Genomic DNA, 20,211 nt, shown 5'->3' with positions numbered 1-20,211 from the left:
CCACGATGGTGAAATGACTGTCGTACCGGGCCCCCCAGAATCGGATTCCAGCCACTGCGACCCCCTTGCCGGATACCCGGTGACGCCACCGCCATTGCCGCGCCCCGTCACCTTCGACCAGCGCTGGAGTGACCTGACCTTCGTCCACTGGCCCGTGCTGCCGGACAGCGTCGCGCACATGTACCCGCCCGGCACTCGTCCCGACATCTTCGCCGACGGTCTGACATATCTGGGCTTTGTTCCGTTCGCGATGACCAGCACCAAGATCGGCACCGCGCTCCCGCTCCCATATTTCGGCAGGTTTCTGGAGACCAACATCCGGCTCTACTCGATCGATGACTCCGGGCGCCACGGCGTGTTGTTCCGTTCCTTGGAAACGGCCCGGCTGGCCGTTGTGCCCGTCACCCGGATTGGGATGGGCATTCCTTACACCTGGGCGAAAATGCAGATGACATGGTCGGGCCAGCGCCTGAGCTATGCAAGCGTGCGGCGCTGGCCCCACCGCGGCCTGCGCAGCCTGCTGACGATCCGCGTGGGCGACGCGGTTGAACCGACTCCGCTGGAGACTTGGCTCACCGCGCGCTGGGGAGCGCACACCCGCCATGGGGGACGGACGTGGTGGATGCCCAACGAGCACGGATCGTGGCCGTTGCACTCGGCCCAGATCCTCGAACTCGACGATGAGCTCACCGCGGCCAGCGGGGTGCGGCCGGCCGGCAAACACCTGCGTGCCCTGTTCTCTCCCGGAGTACGAACCTTATTCGGGCGCCCGTGCGTGGTTCGTTGAATGCGTGGTTCATTGCAAAGCGAGCCGAGCGGCATCCGGATTCGGGGTCAGGGGCAGGTGTACCCACCGTCGATCACGATGTCCGAGCCGGTCATATAGCTGGAAGCCGCACTGGCTAGGTAGAGGTAGAGGCCGGTGAGTTCTTCGGGCCGGCCCATTCGTCCCAGCGGAATCTTTGGCTCCCATAGGTCGTGGTAGTCCGCCAATGGCTCAACGAGCTCGGTGCGGATGTAGCCCGGGCTGACGCTGTTCACCCGGATCTGGTGCGGAGCCAACTCCACGGCCATGGCTTTGGTCAGATGAACAACCGCCGCCTTGGACGTGCAGTAGTGGCTGACCTGCTGAGGAATGTTGATGATGTGTCCGGACATCGACGCGGTCGTGATGATCGTTCCGCCAAGGCCCTGATCGACCATCGCCCGGGCTGCCGCTTGTGCGGTGAGAAAGACACCGGTCACGTTCGTATCCTGAATGCGCTGGAACTCTTCGAGTGGCATGTCCAGCATCGCCTGCACCGAGACGATGCCGGCGTTGCAGACGGCGATGTCGATCCCACCCAGCTCGCCGGTCATCTGGTCGAGCATGCCCCTGACCTGGTCAGGCTGGGTGACATCACAGCGGATAGGCAGCGCCTTGCCGCCGACCCCAGCTATCTCGTCGGCAACCACCTGCAGCGCATCGGAATGCCTTGCCGCAACGGCGACTTGGGCCCCGGCCTCGGCATAGGCCAGCGCCACCTTCTTTCCGATGCCGGTGGACGCCCCGGTGATCAGGGCGCGCTTGCCGCTCAAGTCGAACAGATCCAACACGCTCATTCGCCAGTCCCTTCAGACGGTGACCTCCAACCGAAACACGTTCTAGTGTGTCCGGTATGGGCAGGTTCACCAAGGCCGAGATAGAACAAGCCGTCAGGCACTACACCACCGTCGTCGAGGGGTGCTCAGCCTCCGGCGACTGGCGACCGTTCGCAGACTTGTTCACCGAGGATGTCGTCTACACCGAACACCACTATGGGGTCTTCCATGGCCGCGAGGCGGTGCGCGAGTGGATCGTTGCGGTCATGGCGCCTTTCCCGCATATGCGCTTTCCCTCGGATTGGACCGCCTACGACCAAGACAACGATGCTGTTGTCCTGATGATCAAGAACAGCCTTGACTACCCGACCGATCCAAACGGTGAGCCGTTCTGGTTCCCGAACTGGACTCGACTCGTCTACGCCGGCGACGGCCTGTTCTGCAGCGAGGAAGACATCTATAACCCCGACCGGGATGCGCCACGGGTGATAGCTGCCTGGCTGCTGGCCGGCGGCCAGCTCGCCTCCGACCAGATCCTGCAGCCCGGGCCCTAGGTTGCCGCAACCCGGCTGGGCCGACGCGCACATGCACCACGTCCAGTGGACCCGATCCGGGGTACGCCTGATTCGCCGGATCGCTCGCGCCGGTGACCTCAATTGGCTATTTCTGCCCGGTGGCCCGGGAATCGGCTCCGAGAGCCTGCACGAACTGGTCGACACGGTCGATGTCCCCGGCACCTGCTGGCTGGTCGATCTTCCCGGCGATGGCTCCAACGTCAATGCGCCGGGTGCCTCCGAGGATCCCTATCGTCTGTGGCCGCGGGTTGTCGCGGAAGCGGCCCGACAAGTCCCGCATCCCGTGTTTGTCGGGCATTCCACCGGGGGCGAGTACCTGCTGTCGACGCCCGCGCTGGATGCAGTGCTCGAGGGGCTGGTATTGATCAGCACCGCTCCTGATGCCTCGTGGATGCCGGCCTTCGAGGAGATGACCCGCAACAATTGGCTGCCGGGCGTCGAGCAGGCGATGGCCCGCTACCAATCCGATCAAACACCGGAGAATCTTCGCGCCGTTACCGTCGAGTCGGCGCCCTGGAACTTCGCTGAACATAGCGTCGCCAGGGGCGCGCGGATGCTGGCCCGGCTGCCTTACAACACGGGTGCGACGCAATGGTCGGACGCGAACTTCGATCGCAGCTACCGGTTGGCCTGGTGGCCGACCAGACTACCGACGCTCATCGTCAGCGGCGCGGCCGATCGCATCGTTACGCAGTCGCTGTGGCAAACCGAGCGCTTCCAGGCACACAACGTGATCCGGCGCGTCATCGCCGAGGCCGGGCACTTCCCCTGGATCGAACAGCCGGTCGCGGTGCGCGATGCGTTCACCGAGGTCGCAGAGCGGATCATCGGCGCGCGAGCGACGGGGTCGGACCGTCGGGACTGACCTGCCCGGGGACTTCATGGCAGTAGGGGGTCACTCTGGTGAGGTGACGGTGTAGACAAGACGGGCGAACTGCCCATGAGCAGCGGCGGAAACCAGGCGGAGCCGATGGCCCCGATGCATCGCGGGAGTAGCGGCGCTCCGCCGGCCAAGGCTACGGGCGCAACGGACAACCTGATCTCATCCAGGGCGCCGGCATCGAGAAACTGGCCGGCAAGGTCTCCGCCACCGACCACCCAGATGTCTCCGGCGCCCGCGGCCTCTTCTATCGTCGGCAGCACATCGAGGACTGAGCCGGATACGAACCGCACATCTGCGCCGGCGGGGACGGGCAGCTCACGTGTAGTGAAGACGAATGTTGGTTTGTCGCCATAGAACTGCTGCCACTTCTCGGGGTGGTCGAGAATGCTCTCCGTCTCAATGACCCACTGGTAGGTTGTCGAGCCCTCCACCATGACTGTCGCTTCGGTCGGAACCAGTCCGCTTTCGGGCAGTCCGCCTTGGTCGACCGCGAACAGCCAAGCCAGCGAATTGTTTTCGTCGGCGATCCAGCCGTTGAGAGTCGTCGCGGTGTCGAACACAATCTGTCCCATAGACCAGACCATACGGCCGCACCCCAACATCGGTGCGGGGCCGCTGTCCGTGGTGGATTCATCCACACCCAAGGGTGACCCGCCTACCATTCGGAGCATGACAACCAGGCCCGCCGGGCCTGACCATACCGGTCGACACGATGCCCCATCGTTGTCGATCCCGCTGCGCGAGCGACGATATCACTGGTTCTTCGTCGTCGCATTCACAACGTTCGCATGTACATCGTTGGTGATCGATACCGCCAACATGGTTGGCCGCCCGAATCCGCATTCGCACAACCCGGCAGCACGGCTCCTCTACGCTCAGATAGGCGGTGCCGATCCGCTGATGATGGCCAACCCTCGTTTTGTGCAACTGTCCGTCGGGTTTGTTTCGGCGCTGCTGTTCGGCGGGTTCTACCTCGTGCTCAGCTATACATTCATACGGGGCCGCGAATGGATCCGGCTGCCAGCAATTTTCGGCGCCGGCATGGTCGTCAGGGCAACCGGGCTGTACCTTACCGTCTTACTCCTCGGTGATGCACCGCTGTTTTGTCCCAGCTATCCCCAGCCGGAGGCGTGAAGGTGGAAATGGCGTCGCTGGAGCAATGGCGACCGCGCGAAGACGGGCCGGGTCCGCTACGGCGTCGAGTCAACCGGCTGGCGCTTGCGCCGTCGCGCCCGAGCCGCCGCCAGCGCCTGCTGCCACGCCAACATGGTGGCGGCCTTCAAGTTGACCGGCGTGGCGCTATCTTTCGACAACAGCGCCGTCGCGGCAACCTTCGTGCTCGCCGATGCCTTCGACATGTGACCGGAATCGAACGGCGGCTGAGGATCGTATTCGAGGGCCAGCTGGATCGCTTTCGCCCGGCTCTCGCCACCGATTTGCCCGGCCAGCCACAGCCCCAAGTCCAGTCCCGCGGACACGCCAGCACTCGTAATGATGTTGTCCTGCTGAACGATTCGCTTGTCAGCGACCGGAATCGCGCCAAACGCCTTCAGCGCCGGGATGGTCAGCCAGTGTGAAGTCGCGCGCCGGTCTTTGAGCAAGCCGGCCGCGGCCAGGATTACCGAGCCCGAACACACCGAAGTAGTCCAGCTGGCGCTCCGATGGGCTTGGCGCAGCCAGTCGAGTAGCTTCTCATCGCGCGCATGCACGGGAGTAGCCGGGCCACCCGGAACCACGACCACATCAGGCGCAGGAGTTTCAGCCAGCGAATGCGTGGCGCCGAGCACCAGCACCCCCGAGTCGGCGGTGATCGGTCCGGGATCATGCCAGACAAAACGCACCTCGGCGTGGGGGAGATTGCGCAATACCTCGTACGGGCCAATCATGTCCAGAGCGGTAAAACCCGGGTAAGCAACGAAAGCGAACTGGGGCATCGGTATTCTCCCTTCCGGTCAGGCGAAGGCCTTGCGGTATTGGTCTGGTGAGATGCCAACCCTGCGAATGAAGTTGCGCCGCATCGTCTCAGCGGTACCGAACCCGCAGCGGGCCGCGATTGCCACGACGGTGTCCTCGGTCTCTTCCAACTGTCGTCGCGCGGCCTCCGTGCGGACGCGTTCGACATACTGGCCCGGCGCCTCGCCAACTTCACCAGTGAATACCCGCGTGAAATGGCGGGGACTCATCGCCGCCCGATGGGCCAGCTCTTCAATGCTGTGCGGGCCACCCGGTTGGGCCTCGATCGCCTCCTGCACGTCCCGGATCGAAGGCCGCTTGGCCCGTGGCATCCACACCGGTGCCGCGAACTGCGTCTGGCCGCCGGGGCGACGCAGATACAACACCAGCCAGCGGGCAACCGTCTGGGCGATCTCGGTGCCGTGATCGCCCTCGACCAAGGCGAGCGCGAGGTCAATACCCGCCGTCACTCCCGCGGCAGTCCACACCTTCGGGGAGCTGCGGATGAAGATCGGGTCAGGATCGACGTCGACGGCGGGAAACTCACGAGCCAGTCGGTCGGCCAAGGCCCAATGTGTGGTGGCCCGACAACCGTCGAGCAGCCCCGCTTCGGCGGCCAAAAATGTGCCGGTACACACGGTGACAACGCGCCGTGCAGTACCCGCAGCGGCTTTGACCCAGTCCATCAGCGCCACGTTGTCGCGTGCGGCATCGACGCCACCGCCACCGGGGAGCACAACGGTGTCTACCGGCGCACTCGGGTTTGGCAGCCGCGTGGTCATGAATTCCAAGCCGATTCCGGTGGCCACCGGACGCTCGTCGATCGATGCGAGCGCCACGTCGTAACCGCCCTCGCTCAGCAGGGATGAACCCGCAAACACCTCGAACGGTCCCACCACGTCGAGCGGTTGGACCCCGGGGAAACCGACGATAACCACCTTGCGGGCCATGGGCTCAATGCTGCTCAGGTTCCGCTATGTCGTCTAGGTCGGGTACCCCACAAATTAGGCCAGGCCGTCAGCTGCCGGCGTGTCCCCGCCGCACCGGCAGCCGAGTAATGAGTCCAGGGGAGCACATGTCAGTGCATTGGTAGGCGCCGGAGTTGATCGATTCATAGGATGTGCAGCGCGATGAGGACGGCGGCGCTGGAGACCACCGAACCGATCAGGAAGGCGATGATGGTGAATCCCATTACCTGACGGACATTGAGTTTCGCGATTGCCAGCAGTGGTAGCAGCCAGAACGGCTGAATCATGTTGGCAACCGCCTCGCCGATTGCCACCGACATTGAGATCAGTCCGAGGTAGGCCGGCGAATGTTGGCCCAGCACGAGCGCCGAGTCGACCGCGACTGGCCCCTGCACCGCCCAGTGTCCACCGCCGGAGGGCACAAACAGCGAGATGATGATCGAGCCGACGAAGGTCAGGAAAGGGAGGGTGTACTGGTTCGCGCCGCTGACCAGCACCTCGGCGAGCACCGTCTGCAGCGGCTTGCCCGAACCCGCGGGTGCTTGCGAGGGCAGATAACCCAGAAGCCCGATGATCCCACCGTACAGCGGATACTGCAGCAGCAGCGGGCCCGACACTCTGGCCGCGCCGGAAAACGCCCGGATGAAGCGAATTGGCGTGCGATGTAGCAACGCTCCCGTCACGGTGAACAGCATGATCATCGACGAGATGTTAAGCGCAAAACCACTTAGCCAGAAGTATGTTAGTCCCGCGACAAAGACGATCACGTTGAGAATCCACAGGTTTTCCAACCAGTCAGCAAACGTCCGGTGGCCTGTGGCGGGGCCCGATGGCGTTTCCTCGTCCGCGAAGACCGCGGGGTCCGGCTCGAGGCGACGCGCCGGCTCCATGCGCCGGATCGCGATGGCCAGCAGCACCAGTACCGCCGCCGCGGCCACCCAGCTGTAGGGCTGGAAGATCGTCAGCCGCAGCGGCACGTTGATTCCGGTCATCTTGTGAATCACATTGATTGGGCTCTTGGAGTCGGTGTTCGCCAGCGCGATCGACGACGACAGGCCCTGGGGCCAGACGATAAAGCCCATGAATGAGGCTGCGATGAGGTAGCCGAAATGCACGCCCTCGAGTCGCTTCGCCACCTGGCGAGCGACCAGGGCGCCCGCCACCAGACCGAGCCCCCAATTCAGCAGCGACAATGCGGCACTCAGGCTAAAACACAGCAGAGCGCCTTGAATCTGGTTCGTTAGCTTACTGGCGACGAATACGATCGCCCGCTTCAGCGGTGGCGCTTCGGCGAGCGTGTAACCAGTCACCAGGATCAGCACCATCTGGAACGCGAAGGTAAAGATGTTCTGCGATCCCCAGACACCGTCGTACCAGGCGTTGAGGACGCCGCTCGGCGTTGCGCCCCGGACCAGTAGCGCGACCAACGCAACCACGATGACGGTAAGCAGGACCGCGAACAGGTACGGATCTGGCATGAAGCGTTCGACGTAGCGCACGCACAGCGCCGTGAGGTGCTGCATCAAGCTGCGCCGCTTGGCCTTTCGATCCTGCCGTGTCGTCATTGGCCCGCCTTCGCTAAGTCGACCCGCCGCATCAATCCGCGCTTGTTGATTGTGCTGGCCCGACCCCGAAACCGTAAACAGGATCTCGGCGGCCGCTACATCTCGACCGCGGCGCAAGCTCGGCAGCGAGAAGGCCGAGCGGCGCGCGACCGGCGTGATGCCGGCACCGCCAGCCGGAATCCCTCGTTCCAACGCCATTACTTGCTAAGGGTGAACCCCAGGGCTCCGGCGTTAACGCCGGAGCCCTGGGGTGAACCCGATACCAGAATGGCAAATTAGAATTGCGCTCGAATTTGCGGCCGCATTTCGCCAATGCAGACATCATGATGAATATCGTGTATGGTTTGCATACCACATTGTGTTGCGTCGTTGGCGAAGGGCGGCTGTCACTCAGCCGCATAGGCCGAATAGGTCACATATGCCACATTGACCACATCGAGCAAGCGATAGCAGTACAGCCACTTAACGTAAGGAGTACAACGTGACGATATTGCAGGAAACCGCCCAATCAGCCGTCAGCAAGGTGATCATCGAGGCGTTGGAGTCGGCGACCGCTACGTCGGTCATTTCGGCCCTCGCCGAAGGACGAAACACGGCTTCCAAGAACACTTTCCGCCCGAGCATCATCACACTTGAGACCATCGACGGACAAGAGATCCGAGTCAGCACGCTGACCAGCAAGTCCGCTACAGCGGCAGAGTTGGTCTCGGCGGGCACGACCATCGATGTCACACCCACCGGCACCTACGTCCTGGCCTGCGGCAAGACATTGGTGATTGAAAATGGCCGCCTGGTAGGTGGTACCGCCGCGGCTGGAGATATCCCCGATTGGGCCGTGTTCTACCTCCTGCCGGTTGATCGGCAGCGATGCCAATAGGGGAAGAAGTGTCAGTCTTCGGACTGGGAGTGCCGCTATGCAATGGGTAATTAAGACCAGCAAGCTCTGCAATCTAAGTTGCAAATACTGTTACGAGTGGGAGCACCTATCCAGGGCTCCGGCGTTCCCTGAGCACCTATCGGACCCGACTCCCCAGCTCACAAGCCTGCTAATCAACAACGCCGGAGCCCTGAGCACCTATCGGACCCGACAAGGATGTCGGAGTCGGTCTGGCGGGACGCTTTAGTCGCCATCCGGGACTACGCCGATCTGACGACCCGGCGCTGCGGCTACGACATCCCCGTGGACATCATTTGGCACGGGGGCGAGCCCACACTGTTGCCGCGTGAATACTTTGAACGAGTGTTCGCATTGCAGAGAGAGGTTTTCCCCAGCGACTGGCTACAAAGCCGCCGGGTCAGAAATGTCCTGCAAACGAACCTGTATTCCGTTCGCGACGAGCACCTCGACGTCTTCGAAGAACATGACGTTGAACTGGGTATCTCGGTAGATTTCGCCGAAGGCGTGCGGTTGACGGCGGGAGGCAAGCGGACAGAGGCGGCGGTACGTTCGAACATCCGCCGTCTGCAGGACCGGGGCTTACCCTTCAGCATCATCACGGTGTTGGCTGGGCACACCGTCAGCCAGATTCAGCGCGTATTCGAGGAGATCAGCCAGCTCCAGAAGCCGACACGACTGCTCCCACTGTTCAGCGGTCCCGCGGCGCGTCCGATGAACGGCGTCACCGTCGACAAGTCCGACATCCTCGACGCGTTGATGGTGTTCTTCGACCTGCGGGTCTCGGCCGGTATGACCCCGCGGGTCGATCCTCTTGATCAGTATCTGCGCACCGTGATCCTCAAGCGCATGGGCTTGGAGCGCCCGAGCCAAGACCGTGCGCTGTTGGGTAACGACGTCCTCGTCATCGACCGTGACGGCAGACTCAGCTGCGATGCCTACCGTGAGCATGGGGACCTCGGCAATATCACCGAGACGACCATCGAGGACATCGTGGATGGCGCCACCTACGGCTACCTTGTCGCGGAAGAGACAGCACTGAAGGATTCGGTCTGCACGCAGTGCCCGTTCCTCGGCGCCTGCGACACCAGCCCGATCGCACGCAATTTCGACAGCCACATCCTGCAAGACTGCCCGATCGATCGATATATCTTGCCGCGCATCGAGGCCCACCTCGAGGATCGGGGCTTCTTCGACGAACAGTTCAGCGCCATGGTCCATGAGGTCACAGCGACCCATGTGGTCGAGGCGTTCGGAGCGCGGGTTTCGTATTCATGCTGAAGGTGTCCTTTGGGCACCAACAGCGGCGGGTCAGCCCGGTCTGGACCTGATCGTGGGTCGCTTTGACGGTCTTGGCAGACTGTGCCCATGGCACAGATAACCCTGCGTGGAAATGCGATCAACACTGTCGGCGAACTGCCCGCCGTCGGATCTCCTGCCCCGGCATTCGCCCTTACCGGTGATGACCTGGGAACGGTGAGCAGCGACCAGTTCCGCGGCAAGGCCGTCGTGCTGAATATCTTCCCGTCCATCGATACACCGGTGTGCGCAACCAGTGTTCGGACCTTCAACGAGCGTGCCGCCGCCAGCGGAGTGAACGTGCTCTGCGTGTCGAAAGACCTGCCGTTTGCGCAGAAGCGATTCTGTGGGGCGGAGGGGATCGAGAACGTGACAAACGCCTCGGCGTTCCGCGACGGCTTCGGTGAGGCCTACGGCGTCACCATCACCGACGGCCCGATGGCCGGACTCCTTGCCCGGGCCATCGTGGTCATCGGCGCCGACGGCAAAGTTTCCTACACCGAACTGGTGCCGGAAATCGCGCAAGAGCCCGACTACGAAGCGGCGCTGGCAGCAGTCGGCACCTAGATCGGCACCGTCGCTCACCGGCTAGAGGCCGACACGATCGGCCAACAGCGACCGGTGATGCGCACTGCTGCCGAACAAGGCTTCGGTCGTCTTGGCCCGGCGGAAATACAGATGCAGGTCGTGTTCCCAGGTGAAGGCGATCCCGCCGTGAACCTGGATAGCCGAGCCCGCACACAATACGTAGGTGTCCGCGGCCTGCGCCTTCGCCAGCGGGGCGGTGGCGTGCAGTTCGTCCCCGCCTGCCGCGCACAGCTGCGCAAACATCACCGCAGCGCGGGTGGCATCAATCTCGATCATCATGTCGGCGCAGCGGTGCTTGACGGCCTGAAACGAGCCGATCGGCCGATCGAATTGCTTGCGACTGCAGGCGTATTCGATCGCCAGATCCAGGCATGCCTCGGCACCACCGAGCATCTCAGCGGCCAGCAGCACCCGGGCCACGTCCAGTAGTCGGGCTACCTCGTCGGCTGAGCTCGCGGCCAAGGCTTCCGCCGGGGCCCGAACCAGTCGCAGCTTGGCGACCGGACGGGTGATGTCGAACGAGGGGAGTCCGACGACGGCGACCCCTGGGGCAGCGGCGTCCACCACGTAGAGGATCACCGCACCGTCGGATTCGGCCGGGACGACGAACAGGTCCGCGACATGGCCATGCAACACCGGGGCGCACTCGCCGGTGAGTACCGGGCGACCGTCGCGCCGGCCGGCTCGCACCGAGGTCACGGATAGGTCGGGTCCGGCCGCCGCCAGCGCCCCGATCCGATCGCCGGAGAGCAGACCGCTGAGCAGGCCCTTGCGCTGCTCGCTATCACCCATGCGCAGTATCGCCTCGATCGCGAGGATCGTTGCGGCGAAGGGAACCGGGGTCAGTGCCCGGCCGAGTTCACCGAATGCGATCGCGGTCTCCACCAGCGTGCCGCCCGCTCCGCCGTACTCCGGCGGGGCGTGTAGCGCGGGCAGTTCCAGTTCGGCGCAAAGCCGGTGCCACAGTTTTTTGTCATGGCCACCCACGGCGGCAACCTGACGTACCCGCGCCGGTGGGGCCTGATCGCGAAGAAAGCCCCGCAACGACTCGCGGAAGTCGTCCTGCTCGGTGCTATAGCGGAAATCCATGTCAGTGCACGGCTTCTCGGCGTGGTTCCTTGGGGAGCCCGAGCAATTGCTCGCCGATCACATTGCGCTGGATCTGCGAACTGCCGGCATAGATCGTCGCGGCGCGCGCGTATAACAACTCGTCCATCCAGCAGGCAGGGGAGTTGGCGGTACCGGCCTGCGGAACAACGCGCGCCTCACCATTGCCCGGGCCGCTGGGGCAGAGCGCGTCCAACCCGAGGATTTCCACGGCAAGCTCGGTATAGCGCTGGAAGTATTCACTCCAGATGACCTTGCTGATCGCCGCTTCAGCGCCTGGCAACACCCCGTTCAGTGCCCAGGTAAGGCTGCGGTAGCCGCGGTAGCGCATGATCTGGGTGCGGGAATAACACCACGCCAGCCGGTCTCGGATGCGCGGGTCGCTGTCCAGGCCCCGCGCTCGGGCCAGATCGCACAACCGCGACAGGTCACGGGCGAAGTCGATCGCCCCCGTGGTCGCCTGCGCGCCGCGTTCGAAACCCAGCAGGCTCATGGCGGCCGTCCAGCCGCTGCCGACTTCGCCCACTACATTGGCAACGCCGGTTCGGGCGTCGGCGAAGAAGACCTCATTGAACAGGGAATGTCCGGCGGCATTGACGATCGGCCGAACTACCACGGCGGGCTGGTCCATCGGCACCAACAACAACGACAGCCCCTGGTGCTTGGGCGCAACGGGATCCGTTCGCGCCAAGACAAAGATCCAATTGGCGGTGGATCCGGCCGATGTCCAGATTTTCTGACCGTTGATCACCCACTGGTCACCATCGAGTACGGCTCGGGTCCGCACGGAGGCCAGATCCGAGCCGGCCTCGGGCTCAGAGAAACCCTGACACCAGCGATCGTCGCCGGTGAGGATGCGCGGCAGGAAATGCCGCTTCTGCGCTTCGGTTCCCAGGGCGATCAACGTGTTGCCCAGCAGATCGACCCCGAACAGATCGTTCTCCTCGCGCTCGGGTGCTCCCGCGCGGGCGAACTCTTCGGCGAGCACCACCTGCTCGACGGGGGAGTAACCGCCCCCGCCGTACTCCTTGGGCCAGGACACCGCAATCAACCCGGCCGCCACCAGGAGTTGGCGCCACCTCGCAGCGAAGGCCTTGCGGTCCTGCACCGCCAGAGCGCCAGGCCCCGACCAGCCGCACGGCAGGTGCTCGTCCAAGAACGCGCGGACCCGCTCGCGAAACTCTTCCGCCTCGGGCGGGTAAGCGACGTCCACGTGCGGCGCTCCCTTGCTCAGGGCCGCCGCTTGGTCGCGGGCAGAATCTCCAGAGCGGCCCGCCAGTCGTCGAGTCCATACTCGACGGTGCCGTAGCACAGCTTTCCGCCGGTGACCTCGGCCCAGTGGGCATGATTGAGCTGATGGATCTTGAAGCACCCGTCCAGCGCCGTGGTGAAACCCATGGCGTCCACGGTCTGGTTCACCGATTCCTTGATGAGCAGCGCAGCCATCGTCGGTAGCTTGGCGATGCGGCGCGCAAATTCGATCGCGCTATCGGCTAGATCCTCGCCCGGAAATACCTTGCTCACCATGCCCAACGCGTGGGCTTCGTCCGCGCCGATCGAGTCGCCGGTAAGCAAGAACTCCTTGCCCTTGCGCGGGCCGAACTCCCACGGGTGGCCGAAGTACTCGACTCCACACATGCCGAGACGGGTGCCCACGATATCGGCGAATACGGTGTCATCGGCAGCGACGATCAAGTCACAGCACCAGGCCAACATCAAACCCGCCGACAGCACCGTCCCGTGCACCTGGGCGACGGTGATCTTGCGCAGATTGCGCCACCTCTTCGTGTTCTCGAAGTAGTAGTGCCACTCCTGGCGGTTGCGTGACTCCACCCCGCCATAGGTGCCGCCATTGCACTGATAGGTGGGGTGCTGGTCGGGCCCCGGGGCGCGTTCCCGGACATCATCGGCCGAGCCCAGGTCGTGCCCGGCGGAAAAGGCGGGCCCCTCGCCGCGCAGGATGACCACCCGGACGGTGTCGTCAGCTTCGGCAAGTTCGAAGGCGGCACCCAACTCCACCAGCATTCCGCGCGTTTGCGCGTTGCGCTGTTTCGGACGATTCAGGGTGATCGTCGCGATACGGCCGTCGTCGATCGTTTCGTACCGGACGTATGTGAAGTCCGGCGCCGCACGCTTCCCGTTGGACCAGCGATCGACTGGACTGACACCGGCGACGTTCATGGCGGCTCCTTACTGCTCACTGGGCGCTGAACGGGTGATCTGTGCGAGGTTACGCGGCTACGGACCAGTATGTCCATAGCTAATACGGCCTATCAGGGGATCCATGACACATAAACTCGCATGCAAATTGGGTCTTGTGCGCAGTCAAGTATCTTGCTAGTACTGTGGTATACCTACAGAAGACGCGATCACGGCGCCACACATCAGGGCCGGGGACAGACCAGAAGGGTTAATGATGGAGATCGGAATATTCCTCATGCCGGCCCATCCGCCGGAACGCACTCTCTACGACGCCACCCAGTGGGACCTCGACATCATCGAACTGGCCGACCAACTCGGCTACGTCGAAGCCTGGGTCGGCGAACACTTCACCGTGCCGCGGGAGCCGATCTGCGCCCCGGATCTACTGTTGGCCCAGGCGCTGCTGCGTACCAAGCAGATCAAGCTCGCACCCGGCGCGCACCTGCTGCCCTATCATCACCCGGTCGAACTTGCCCATCGCGTAGCGTATTTCGATCACCTGGCACAGGGCCGCTTCATGCTGGGCGTCGGAGCCAGCGGTATCCCAGGAGACTGGGCACTCTATGACGTGGACGGCAAGAATGGCGAGCATCGCGAGATGACCCGCGAAGCCCTCGAAATCATGTTGCGGATCTGGACCGAAGACCAACCCTGGGAACATCGCGGAAAGTACTGGAACGCCAACGGTATTGCGCCGATGTTCGAAGGTCTGATGAGGCGCCACATCAAGCCCTACCAAAAACCCCACCCACCGATCGGAGTAACCGGGTTCAGCGCCGGCTCGGAAACCCTCAAACTGGCCGGCGAGCGGGGCCACCTTCCGATGAGCCTGGACCTGAACACCGAGTATGTCGCGACCCACTGGGATGCGGTCCTCGAAGGCGCCGCCCGCAGCGGCCGGACGTCCGACCGCCGCGACTGGCGACTCGTGCGTGAGGTGTTGGTGGCGGAGACCGATGAGCAAGCATTCCGGTACGCCGTCGACGGGACCATGGGGCGAGCCATGCGCGAGTACGTCCTGCCGACCTTCCGAATGTTCGGCATGACCAAGTTCTACAAGCACAACCCCTCGGTGCCCGACGACGACGTGACCCCGGAGTACCTCGCCGAAAACACCTTCGTGGTCGGCTCGGTGGACACCGTGGTCGACAAACTCGAAGCCACCTACGACCAGGTCGGCGGATTCGGTCACCTGTTGGTTCTCGGATTCGACTACCGGGAGAACCCGGGGCCATGGAAAGAGTCACTACGGCTGCTCGCCGAGGAAGTCATGCCCCGGCTCGATGCTCGCATCGCCAAGAAGCCGGGGGGACCCCACAAACCTCCAAAGCCCGAAGCCGCGATCGTCTAGCGAACCAAAGGCGAGAAGGGCACCGCCATGACAGTTCGGCACGTTACCGTCGGCTACTCGGACGGAACGCACAAGACCATGCCGGTGCGGCCCGACCAGTCGATACTGGAGGCCGCCGAAGAACACGGTGTCGCCATCGTCAACGAATGCCAAAGCGGAATCTGCGGCACCTGCGTGGCCACCTGCACCGCCGGCCGGTACGACATGGGACGTACCGAGGGCCTCTCCGATGTGGAGCGAGCGGCCCGAAAGATCCTCACCTGCCAGACCTTTGCCGAGTCCGATTGCGAGATCGAACTGCAGTACCCCGTCGACGACAACGCGGCGTTGCTGGTAAGCGGCGACGGCGTGGTGACCGGTGTTGACATGGTGTCACCGGGCACCGCCGTCCTGCGTGTCGATGTCTCGGCCATGGCCGGCACGATCGGATATCGAGCGGGCCAGTTCGCCCAGCTGCAGGTTCCCGGTAGCGACCAGTGGCGCAACTACTCTTATGCGCATCCGGCCGACGGAGGTGGTGAGCTCGAGTTCATTATCCGATTGTTGCCCGACGGCGCGATGTCGAACTATCTGCGGGACCACGCCAAACAGGGTGATCGAATTGCGTTGCGGGGCAGCAAGGGAAACTTCTATCTTCGCCCGATTGTACGGCCGGTGGTGCTGGTCGCCGGCGGTACCGGCCTGTCAGCAATCCTGGCCATGGCCCAGAGTCTGCCGGCCGATCCCGGCCAACCGGTAAGTCTGCTCTATGGAGTGACCTCGGCCGAAGATCTGTGCAAGCTCGACGAACTCGAACAGCTCGAGCACCGTGTTGCGGGCTTGCAGGTGCACGTCACCGTGGCGCGCCGCGACGACGACTGGTCCGGGCGCACCGGGCTGGTCACCGACTTGCTCGACGAGGCGATGCTGGCCGGCGGCGACGCCGACGTGTACCTGTGCGGCCCCGCTGCGATGGTCGAGGCTACCCGCACCTGGTTGTCGGCCAATGGCTTTCACCGAGCTGGGCTCTACCACGAAAAGTTCGTGGCCAGCGGGGCGGCGCGCCGCCGCACGCCGGCGCGCCTGGACTACTCGGCCCTGGATCTCGCCGCGGTGCGGCGCAGCGGTCGCGGTATCGCTGTGGTCATCGGCGGCAGCATCGCGGGCATCACCGCGGCCAAGGTCTGCAGCGACACCTTTGACCGCGTCATCGTGCTCGAGAAGGACGGCCCCCACCGCCGCCGCGAGGGCAGACCGGGCGCTGCGCAGGGCTGGCACCTGCACCACCTCCTCACCGCCGGGCAGATCGAACTCGAACGTTTCTTCCCCGGCATCGTCGACGACATGGTGCGCGAGGGCGCATTCAAGGTCGACATGGCAGCCCAGTACCGGATTCGGCTGGGCGGAACCTGGAAGAAACCCGGTACGAGCGACATCGAGATCGTGTGCGCCGGGCGGCCGCTGCTGGAATGGTGCGTGCGCCGTCGACTCGACGACGAACCGCGCATCGACTTCCGCTACGAGTCAGAGGTCACCGACCTGGTGTTCGATCGCGCCACCAACGCCGTCATCGGGGTTGCCGTCCCGGGTGACGGCGGCGAACCGGAGGTGATTCCCGCGGAGTTCGTCCTGGATGCCTCGGGAAAGAACACCCACGTGCCGGAGTTCTTGGAGCGCATCGGCATTGGAGCCCCCGAGGTCGAGCAGGACATCATCAACTGCTTCTACTCCACCATGCAACACCAGGTGCCGCCGGAGCGGCAGTGGCAAGACAAGGTGATGGTGATCTGTTATGCGTACCGGCCCTACGAAGACACCTACGCCGCGCAGTACTACACCGACAGCTCCCGGACCATCCTGCCCACCTCACTGGTGGCCTACAACTGCTACTCGCCGCCACGCACCGTCCGAGAATTTCGCGAGTTCGCCGATCTGATGCCGTCACCGGTCATCGGAGAGAACATCGACGGACTTCAGCCGGCCTCGCCGATCTACAACTTCCGATATCCCAACATGCTGCGGCTGCACTACGAAAAGAAGCGCAACCTGCCGCGCGCTCTGTTGGCGGTGGGCGACGCCTACACCAGTGCGGACCCCGTTTCCGGGCTGGGCATGAGTCTGGCGCTCAAGGAAGTTCGGGAGATGCAGTTGCTGCTGTCCAAATACGGTCCCACGCACCGGGAGCTACCGCGCAAGTACTACCGAACGATCGCCAAGATGGCCGACACCGCCTGGTTCGTGATCCGCGAGCAGAACCTGCGCTTCAACTGGCTCAAGGACGTCGACAAGAAACGCCCGTTCTATTTCGGTGCGCTCACCTGGTACATGGATCGGCTGTTGGAGCTGGTGCACGACGACCTCGACGCCTACCGCGAGTTTCTGGCCGTCGTCCACCTGGTCAAACCGCCGCTGGCGCTCATGAAGCCCGGAATCGCCAGCCGCGTCATCGGTAAATGGGCGCGAACCAGGCTGTCCGGCCAGAAGACGTTGATCGCCCGCAACTACGAAAACCACACCGCACCTGCCGAACCCGCGGACCAGCTGGTGACCGTGGGTGATCTGAGATAAGGAAGGCGACCATGGCGCAGGCTCATCGGATCTTGAACTGCCGGGGCACCCGCATCCATGCCGTCGAAGACGGCGAAGGACCGCTGGTGATACTGCTGCACGGGTTTCCAGAGTCCTAGTACTCGTGGCGCCATCAGATTCCGGCGCTGGCCGCCGCGGGTTACCGGGTGGTGGCCGTCGATCAGCGTGGCTATGGCAGATCGTCGAAGTACCGGGTGCAAAAGGCCTACCGCATCAAAGAATTAGTCGGTGACGTGCTTGGTGTCGTCGATGCCTATGGTGCGGACAAGGCATTCGTTATCGGTCACGACTGGGGCGCGCCGGTCGCTTGGACCTTCGCCTGGTTATATCCGCAAAGATGCGCCGGGGTGGTGGGGATCAGCGTTCCATTCGCCGGGCGTGGTGTGATCGGCTTGCCGGGCAGCCCCTTTGGCGAGCATCGGCCCAATGACTACCACCTCGAGCTGGCGGGCGAAGGCCGGGTTTGGTATCAGGACTACTTCTCCGCTCAGGATGGCATCATCGCCGAGATCGAGGAAGATGTGCGGACCTGGCTACTCGGGCTGACCTACACGGTGTCCGGCGACGGCATGATCGCGGCCACCAAGGCGGCCGCCGATGCGGGTGTCGATCTGGCATCCATGGATCCGATCGACGTTATCCGGGCCGGCCCCTTGTGCATGGCCGATGGGGCGCGGCTCAAGGACGCGTTCGTCTACCCGGAGACGATGCCCGCTTGGTTCACCGATGCCGATCTTGACTTCTACACTGGCGAGTTCGAACGCTCCGGCTTCGGTGGACCGCTGAGTTTCTATCACAACATCGACAACGACTGGCACGACCTCGCCGACCAGGAAGGCAAGCCGCTGTCTGCGCCCGCGCTGTTCATCGGTGGTCAATACGATGTCGGCACCACCTGGGGAGCCGAGGCCATAGCGCGGGCACACGAGGTCATGTCCGACTACCGCGGCACCCACATGGTGGCCGACGTCGGGCACTGGATTCAGCAGGAAGCGCCCGATGAGACCAACCGGCTGCTACTCGAATTCCTTGGGGGGCTGCGGCAGTGAGTTGCACCTTCGACATGATTCCGCAGACCGTCGACCCTCTCGACGGCGCCGCGTTGCGCTACGCCTTCGGCTGCTTCCCCTCCGGTGTGATTGCTGTCTGTGCGATGGTCGGCGATGCCCCGGTCGGGATGGCGGCGAGCTCGTTCACTTCCGTTTCGATCGACCCGCCGCTGGTGTCGATCTGCGTGCAGAACACTTCCACGACGTGGCCGAAGTTGCGCAACCGTCCGCGCCTCGGCGTCAGCGTTCTTGCCGAGGGCCACGACGAGGCATGTATCAGCCTCTCGCGCAAGGAAGGTGACCGATTCGCCGGGGTGTTCCACAGCGAGCTGCCCGGCGGGGGCGCGGTCGTTCTCGGAGCCAGCGCCTGGCTGGAGTGCCGGCTGCACTCCGAGGTCCCGGCGGGGGATCACACCATCGCATTGCTCGAAATCTGCTCGCTGGGAGCCGATCCCGAGACACCGCCACTGGTTTTTCATGGCAGCCGGTTCCGCCGGTTGGCCGCTCACCCTGCAACGGAGCCTGGATGAAAACCACCGATGTCCGGGTGCGCCGGGCGATCACCGCGATAGCGGCGGGACGCCCCGTCGTTGTCACCCACGATCACGCCGCCCAGGGATATCTGGTCTTCGCGGCCGAGGCCGCGACCTCGTCTCTGGCCGCTTTCACCGTCCGGCACACGGCGGGATATGTCCGCGTCGCGCTGCCGGGCGCCGAGTGTGCGCGGTTGAACCTACCGCCGATGTGCCATCACAACCCGACACATCGGGTATCGGTCGATGTGCGAGCAACCGGCACCGGCATCTCGGCGCGCGACCGTGCCCGCACCATCGCGGCTCTCGCGTCGGCGGGCTCGCAAGCTGCGGATTTTCTCCGGCCCGGGCACGTGGCCCCACTACTGGCCGAGCCGCACGGGGTGCTCACCAAGTGCGAGCCCGCCGAAGCCGCCGTAGACCTTGCCCTCCTAGCCGGACACCGGCCGGCCGCCGCATTGTGTGAGATTGTCTCTCGCCGTAATCCCACTCTGATGGCGCACGGCGCCGAGTTGGTCGAATTCGCCGTGGAACACGGATTGGCCGTCGTGTCCATCGCCGAACTCCTGGCTTATCGCCAACGGACCGAACCGCAGGTCATCCGGCTGACCGAGACGACCCTACCCACGTGGGCCGGCAATTCCCGCGTCATCGGTTTTCGTGATCTGGGGCCAGCCAACCCCGGAGGCGAGCATTTGGCGGTGATCATCGGTGCCCCCGACTCCGGCGTGCCCGTGGCACTGCACGTCCACATCGAGTGTCTGACCGGCGACGTCTTCGGGTCGACCGGGTGCCGATGCGGCGGGGAACTCAACGGCGCACTCAGCGCAATGTCAGCCCAGGGCAGCGGCGTGGTCCTATACCTGCGGCCCCCGGGACCGCCGCGCGCATGCGGCCTGTTCGCCTCTGACGAGGAGACCCCCGCTGACTTCATGTCCGAGACCGTGACCTGGATGCTGCGCGATCTTGGGGTGTATGCGATCAAACTCTCCGACGACATGCCAGGATTTGGCCTTGTGATGTTCGGAGCCATTCGCGAGGCTGGTGCGGCCGCCGGGCCTGCAGACACGCCACTCGCGGCCGCGGGCTAGCCC

The 20,211-nt window shown here is 64.0% G+C and carries 19 protein-coding genes and 1 pseudogene; 12 read left to right on the top strand and 8 right to left on the bottom strand.

Annotated elements, in window-relative coordinates; all coding sequences use genetic code 11:
- The first annotated feature begins 13 nt into the window (after window positions 1-13).
- Window positions 14-787: a YqjF family protein gene (locus MMSP_RS15370; protein WP_086085746.1), complete on the top strand. Its 774-nt coding sequence runs from the start codon at window positions 14-16 to the stop codon at window positions 785-787.
- A gap of 47 nt (window positions 788-834) precedes the next feature.
- Here the strand turns inward: MMSP_RS15370 and MMSP_RS15365 are convergent, their stop codons facing one another.
- Window positions 835-1,602: an SDR family oxidoreductase gene (locus tag MMSP_RS15365; RefSeq protein ID WP_020787370.1), complete on the bottom strand. Its 768-nt coding sequence runs from the start codon at window positions 1,600-1,602 to the stop codon at window positions 835-837.
- A 56-nt stretch (window positions 1,603-1,658) separates the two neighbouring features.
- Here MMSP_RS15365 and MMSP_RS15360 point away from each other — a divergent pair, with 56 nt between their 5' ends.
- On the top strand, window positions 1,659-2,135 hold the full coding sequence (locus tag MMSP_RS15360) for a nuclear transport factor 2 family protein (protein WP_020787369.1): 477 nt from the start codon (window positions 1,659-1,661) through the stop codon (window positions 2,133-2,135).
- Window positions 2,136-2,166: 31 nt separating this feature from the next.
- Complete coding sequence (locus tag MMSP_RS15355; protein ID WP_020725363.1) at window positions 2,167-3,021, top strand: alpha/beta fold hydrolase; 855 nt, start codon at window positions 2,167-2,169, stop codon at window positions 3,019-3,021.
- A 14-nt stretch (window positions 3,022-3,035) separates the two neighbouring features.
- Here MMSP_RS15355 and MMSP_RS15350 read toward each other — a convergent pair whose 3' ends face one another.
- A complete protein-coding gene (locus MMSP_RS15350) occupies window positions 3,036-3,611 on the bottom strand; it encodes a dihydrofolate reductase family protein (RefSeq protein ID WP_020787368.1) in 576 nt (191 codons plus the stop codon).
- A 151-nt stretch (window positions 3,612-3,762) separates the two neighbouring features.
- Here MMSP_RS15350 and MMSP_RS15345 point away from each other — a divergent pair, with 151 nt between their 5' ends.
- Complete coding sequence (locus MMSP_RS15345) at window positions 3,763-4,173, top strand: hypothetical protein (protein ID WP_020787367.1); 411 nt, start codon at window positions 3,763-3,765, stop codon at window positions 4,171-4,173.
- Between the two features lie 56 nt (window positions 4,174-4,229).
- Here MMSP_RS15345 and MMSP_RS15340 read toward each other — a convergent pair whose 3' ends face one another.
- The 3 genes from MMSP_RS15340 to MMSP_RS15330 all read right to left on the bottom strand — a co-directional run bounded on the left by MMSP_RS15340 (window position 4,230) and on the right by MMSP_RS15330 (window position 7,525).
- Entirely contained in the window at window positions 4,230-4,973 is a 744-nt protein-coding gene (locus MMSP_RS15340) for a DJ-1/PfpI family protein (protein ID WP_012394556.1), read from the bottom strand.
- A gap of 18 nt (window positions 4,974-4,991) precedes the next feature.
- Window positions 4,992-5,942, bottom strand: coding sequence for a GlxA family transcriptional regulator (locus tag MMSP_RS15335; protein ID WP_020787366.1), 951 nt, complete (start codon window positions 5,940-5,942; stop codon window positions 4,992-4,994).
- A 161-nt stretch (window positions 5,943-6,103) separates the two neighbouring features.
- Complete coding sequence (locus MMSP_RS15330; RefSeq protein WP_036427306.1) at window positions 6,104-7,525, bottom strand: TIGR00366 family protein; 1,422 nt, start codon at window positions 7,523-7,525, stop codon at window positions 6,104-6,106.
- Window positions 7,526-8,006: 481 nt separating this feature from the next.
- Here MMSP_RS15330 and MMSP_RS15325 point away from each other — a divergent pair, with 481 nt between their 5' ends.
- The 3 genes from MMSP_RS15325 (at window position 8,007) to tpx (ending at window position 10,286) form a co-directional block, all read left to right on the top strand.
- Complete coding sequence (locus MMSP_RS15325; RefSeq protein WP_020787364.1) at window positions 8,007-8,402, top strand: hypothetical protein; 396 nt, start codon at window positions 8,007-8,009, stop codon at window positions 8,400-8,402.
- A gap of 216 nt (window positions 8,403-8,618) precedes the next feature.
- Window positions 8,619-9,701, top strand: a complete 1,083-nt coding sequence (locus tag MMSP_RS15320; protein ID WP_020787363.1) for a radical SAM protein — start codon at window positions 8,619-8,621, stop codon at window positions 9,699-9,701.
- 87 nt (window positions 9,702-9,788) lie between these two features.
- On the top strand, window positions 9,789-10,286 hold the full coding sequence (gene tpx / locus MMSP_RS15315; RefSeq protein ID WP_011740785.1) for a thiol peroxidase: 498 nt from the start codon (window positions 9,789-9,791) through the stop codon (window positions 10,284-10,286).
- 21 nt (window positions 10,287-10,307) lie between these two features.
- Here tpx and MMSP_RS15310 read toward each other — a convergent pair whose 3' ends face one another.
- Genes MMSP_RS15310 through MMSP_RS15300 form a run of 3 tightly spaced genes read right to left on the bottom strand, consistent with a single transcriptional unit; the run spans window position 10,308 to window position 13,595 of the window.
- Window positions 10,308-11,396 (bottom strand): acyl-CoA dehydrogenase family protein, encoded by a 1,089-nt coding sequence (locus tag MMSP_RS15310; protein ID WP_012394562.1) that lies wholly within the window; start codon window positions 11,394-11,396, stop codon window positions 10,308-10,310.
- A gap of 1 nt (window position 11,397) precedes the next feature.
- Window positions 11,398-12,627 (bottom strand): acyl-CoA dehydrogenase, encoded by a 1,230-nt coding sequence (locus MMSP_RS15305; RefSeq protein WP_015355606.1) that lies wholly within the window; start codon window positions 12,625-12,627, stop codon window positions 11,398-11,400.
- Window positions 12,628-12,644: 17 nt separating this feature from the next.
- On the bottom strand, window positions 12,645-13,595 hold the full coding sequence (locus MMSP_RS15300; protein ID WP_020787362.1) for an enoyl-CoA hydratase: 951 nt from the start codon (window positions 13,593-13,595) through the stop codon (window positions 12,645-12,647).
- A gap of 235 nt (window positions 13,596-13,830) precedes the next feature.
- Here MMSP_RS15300 and MMSP_RS15295 point away from each other — a divergent pair, with 235 nt between their 5' ends.
- The 5 genes and pseudogenes from MMSP_RS15295 to MMSP_RS15275 all read left to right on the top strand — a co-directional run bounded on the left by MMSP_RS15295 (window position 13,831) and on the right by MMSP_RS15275 (window position 20,208).
- Window positions 13,831-14,967 carry an LLM class flavin-dependent oxidoreductase gene (locus MMSP_RS15295; protein WP_020787361.1) on the top strand — a complete coding sequence of 379 codons (1,137 nt, stop codon included), beginning with the start codon at window positions 13,831-13,833 and terminating at the stop codon, window positions 14,965-14,967.
- Between the two features lie 27 nt (window positions 14,968-14,994).
- Complete coding sequence (locus MMSP_RS15290) at window positions 14,995-17,514, top strand: FAD-binding oxidoreductase (protein WP_020787360.1); 2,520 nt, start codon at window positions 14,995-14,997, stop codon at window positions 17,512-17,514.
- An 11-nt stretch (window positions 17,515-17,525) separates the two neighbouring features.
- Window positions 17,526-18,584: pseudogene (locus tag MMSP_RS15285) on the top strand (alpha/beta fold hydrolase).
- Window positions 18,581-19,114: a flavin reductase family protein gene (locus MMSP_RS15280; protein WP_020787358.1), complete on the top strand. Its 534-nt coding sequence runs from the start codon at window positions 18,581-18,583 to the stop codon at window positions 19,112-19,114. Before MMSP_RS15285 ends, MMSP_RS15280 begins: the two are co-directional and overlap by 4 nt.
- The gene (locus MMSP_RS15275; protein ID WP_020787357.1) at window positions 19,111-20,208 is read left to right on the top strand and encodes a 3,4-dihydroxy-2-butanone-4-phosphate synthase; all 1,098 of its coding nucleotides are present in this window, start codon (window positions 19,111-19,113) and stop codon (window positions 20,206-20,208) included. The genes MMSP_RS15280 and MMSP_RS15275 overlap by 4 nt, the downstream gene beginning before the upstream one ends.
- Window positions 20,209-20,211: the final 3 nt, after the last annotated feature.

The sequence above is a fragment of the Mycobacterium sp. 012931 genome (assembly GCF_000419295.1).
Lineage (GTDB): Bacteria > Actinomycetota > Actinomycetes > Mycobacteriales > Mycobacteriaceae > Mycobacterium > Mycobacterium marinum.
Note: the sequence above shows the minus strand (reverse complement) of the source record. Positions and strands in the feature narration are given on the sequence as shown.

What these genes read in the sequence shown, in the direction of transcription:
- MMSP_RS15370 (WP_086085746.1), top strand. Translation starts at nt 14, where the DNA reads ATGACTGTCGTACCGGGCCCCCCAGAATCGGATTCCAGCCACTGCGAC.
- MMSP_RS15365 (WP_020787370.1), bottom strand. Translation starts at nt 1,602, where the DNA reads ATGAGCGTGTTGGATCTGTTCGACTTGAGCGGCAAGCGCGCCCTGATC.
- MMSP_RS15360 (WP_020787369.1), top strand. Translation starts at nt 1,659, where the DNA reads ATGGGCAGGTTCACCAAGGCCGAGATAGAACAAGCCGTCAGGCACTAC.
- MMSP_RS15355 (WP_020725363.1), top strand. Translation starts at nt 2,167, where the DNA reads ATGCACCACGTCCAGTGGACCCGATCCGGGGTACGCCTGATTCGCCGG.
- MMSP_RS15350 (WP_020787368.1), bottom strand. Translation starts at nt 3,611, where the DNA reads ATGGGACAGATTGTGTTCGACACCGCGACGACTCTCAACGGCTGGATC.
- MMSP_RS15340 (WP_012394556.1), bottom strand. Translation starts at nt 4,973, where the DNA reads ATGCCCCAGTTCGCTTTCGTTGCTTACCCGGGTTTTACCGCTCTGGAC.
- MMSP_RS15335 (WP_020787366.1), bottom strand. Translation starts at nt 5,942, where the DNA reads ATGGCCCGCAAGGTGGTTATCGTCGGTTTCCCCGGGGTCCAACCGCTC.
- MMSP_RS15330 (WP_036427306.1), bottom strand. Translation starts at nt 7,525, where the DNA reads ATGACGACACGGCAGGATCGAAAGGCCAAGCGGCGCAGCTTGATGCAG.
- MMSP_RS15320 (WP_020787363.1), top strand. Translation starts at nt 8,619, where the DNA reads ATGTCGGAGTCGGTCTGGCGGGACGCTTTAGTCGCCATCCGGGACTAC.
- tpx (WP_011740785.1), top strand. Translation starts at nt 9,789, where the DNA reads ATGGCACAGATAACCCTGCGTGGAAATGCGATCAACACTGTCGGCGAA.
- MMSP_RS15310 (WP_012394562.1), bottom strand. Translation starts at nt 11,396, where the DNA reads ATGGATTTCCGCTATAGCACCGAGCAGGACGACTTCCGCGAGTCGTTG.
- MMSP_RS15300 (WP_020787362.1), bottom strand. Translation starts at nt 13,595, where the DNA reads ATGAACGTCGCCGGTGTCAGTCCAGTCGATCGCTGGTCCAACGGGAAG.
- MMSP_RS15295 (WP_020787361.1), top strand. Translation starts at nt 13,831, where the DNA reads ATGGAGATCGGAATATTCCTCATGCCGGCCCATCCGCCGGAACGCACT.
- MMSP_RS15290 (WP_020787360.1), top strand. Translation starts at nt 14,995, where the DNA reads ATGACAGTTCGGCACGTTACCGTCGGCTACTCGGACGGAACGCACAAG.
- MMSP_RS15275 (WP_020787357.1), top strand. Translation starts at nt 19,111, where the DNA reads ATGAAAACCACCGATGTCCGGGTGCGCCGGGCGATCACCGCGATAGCG.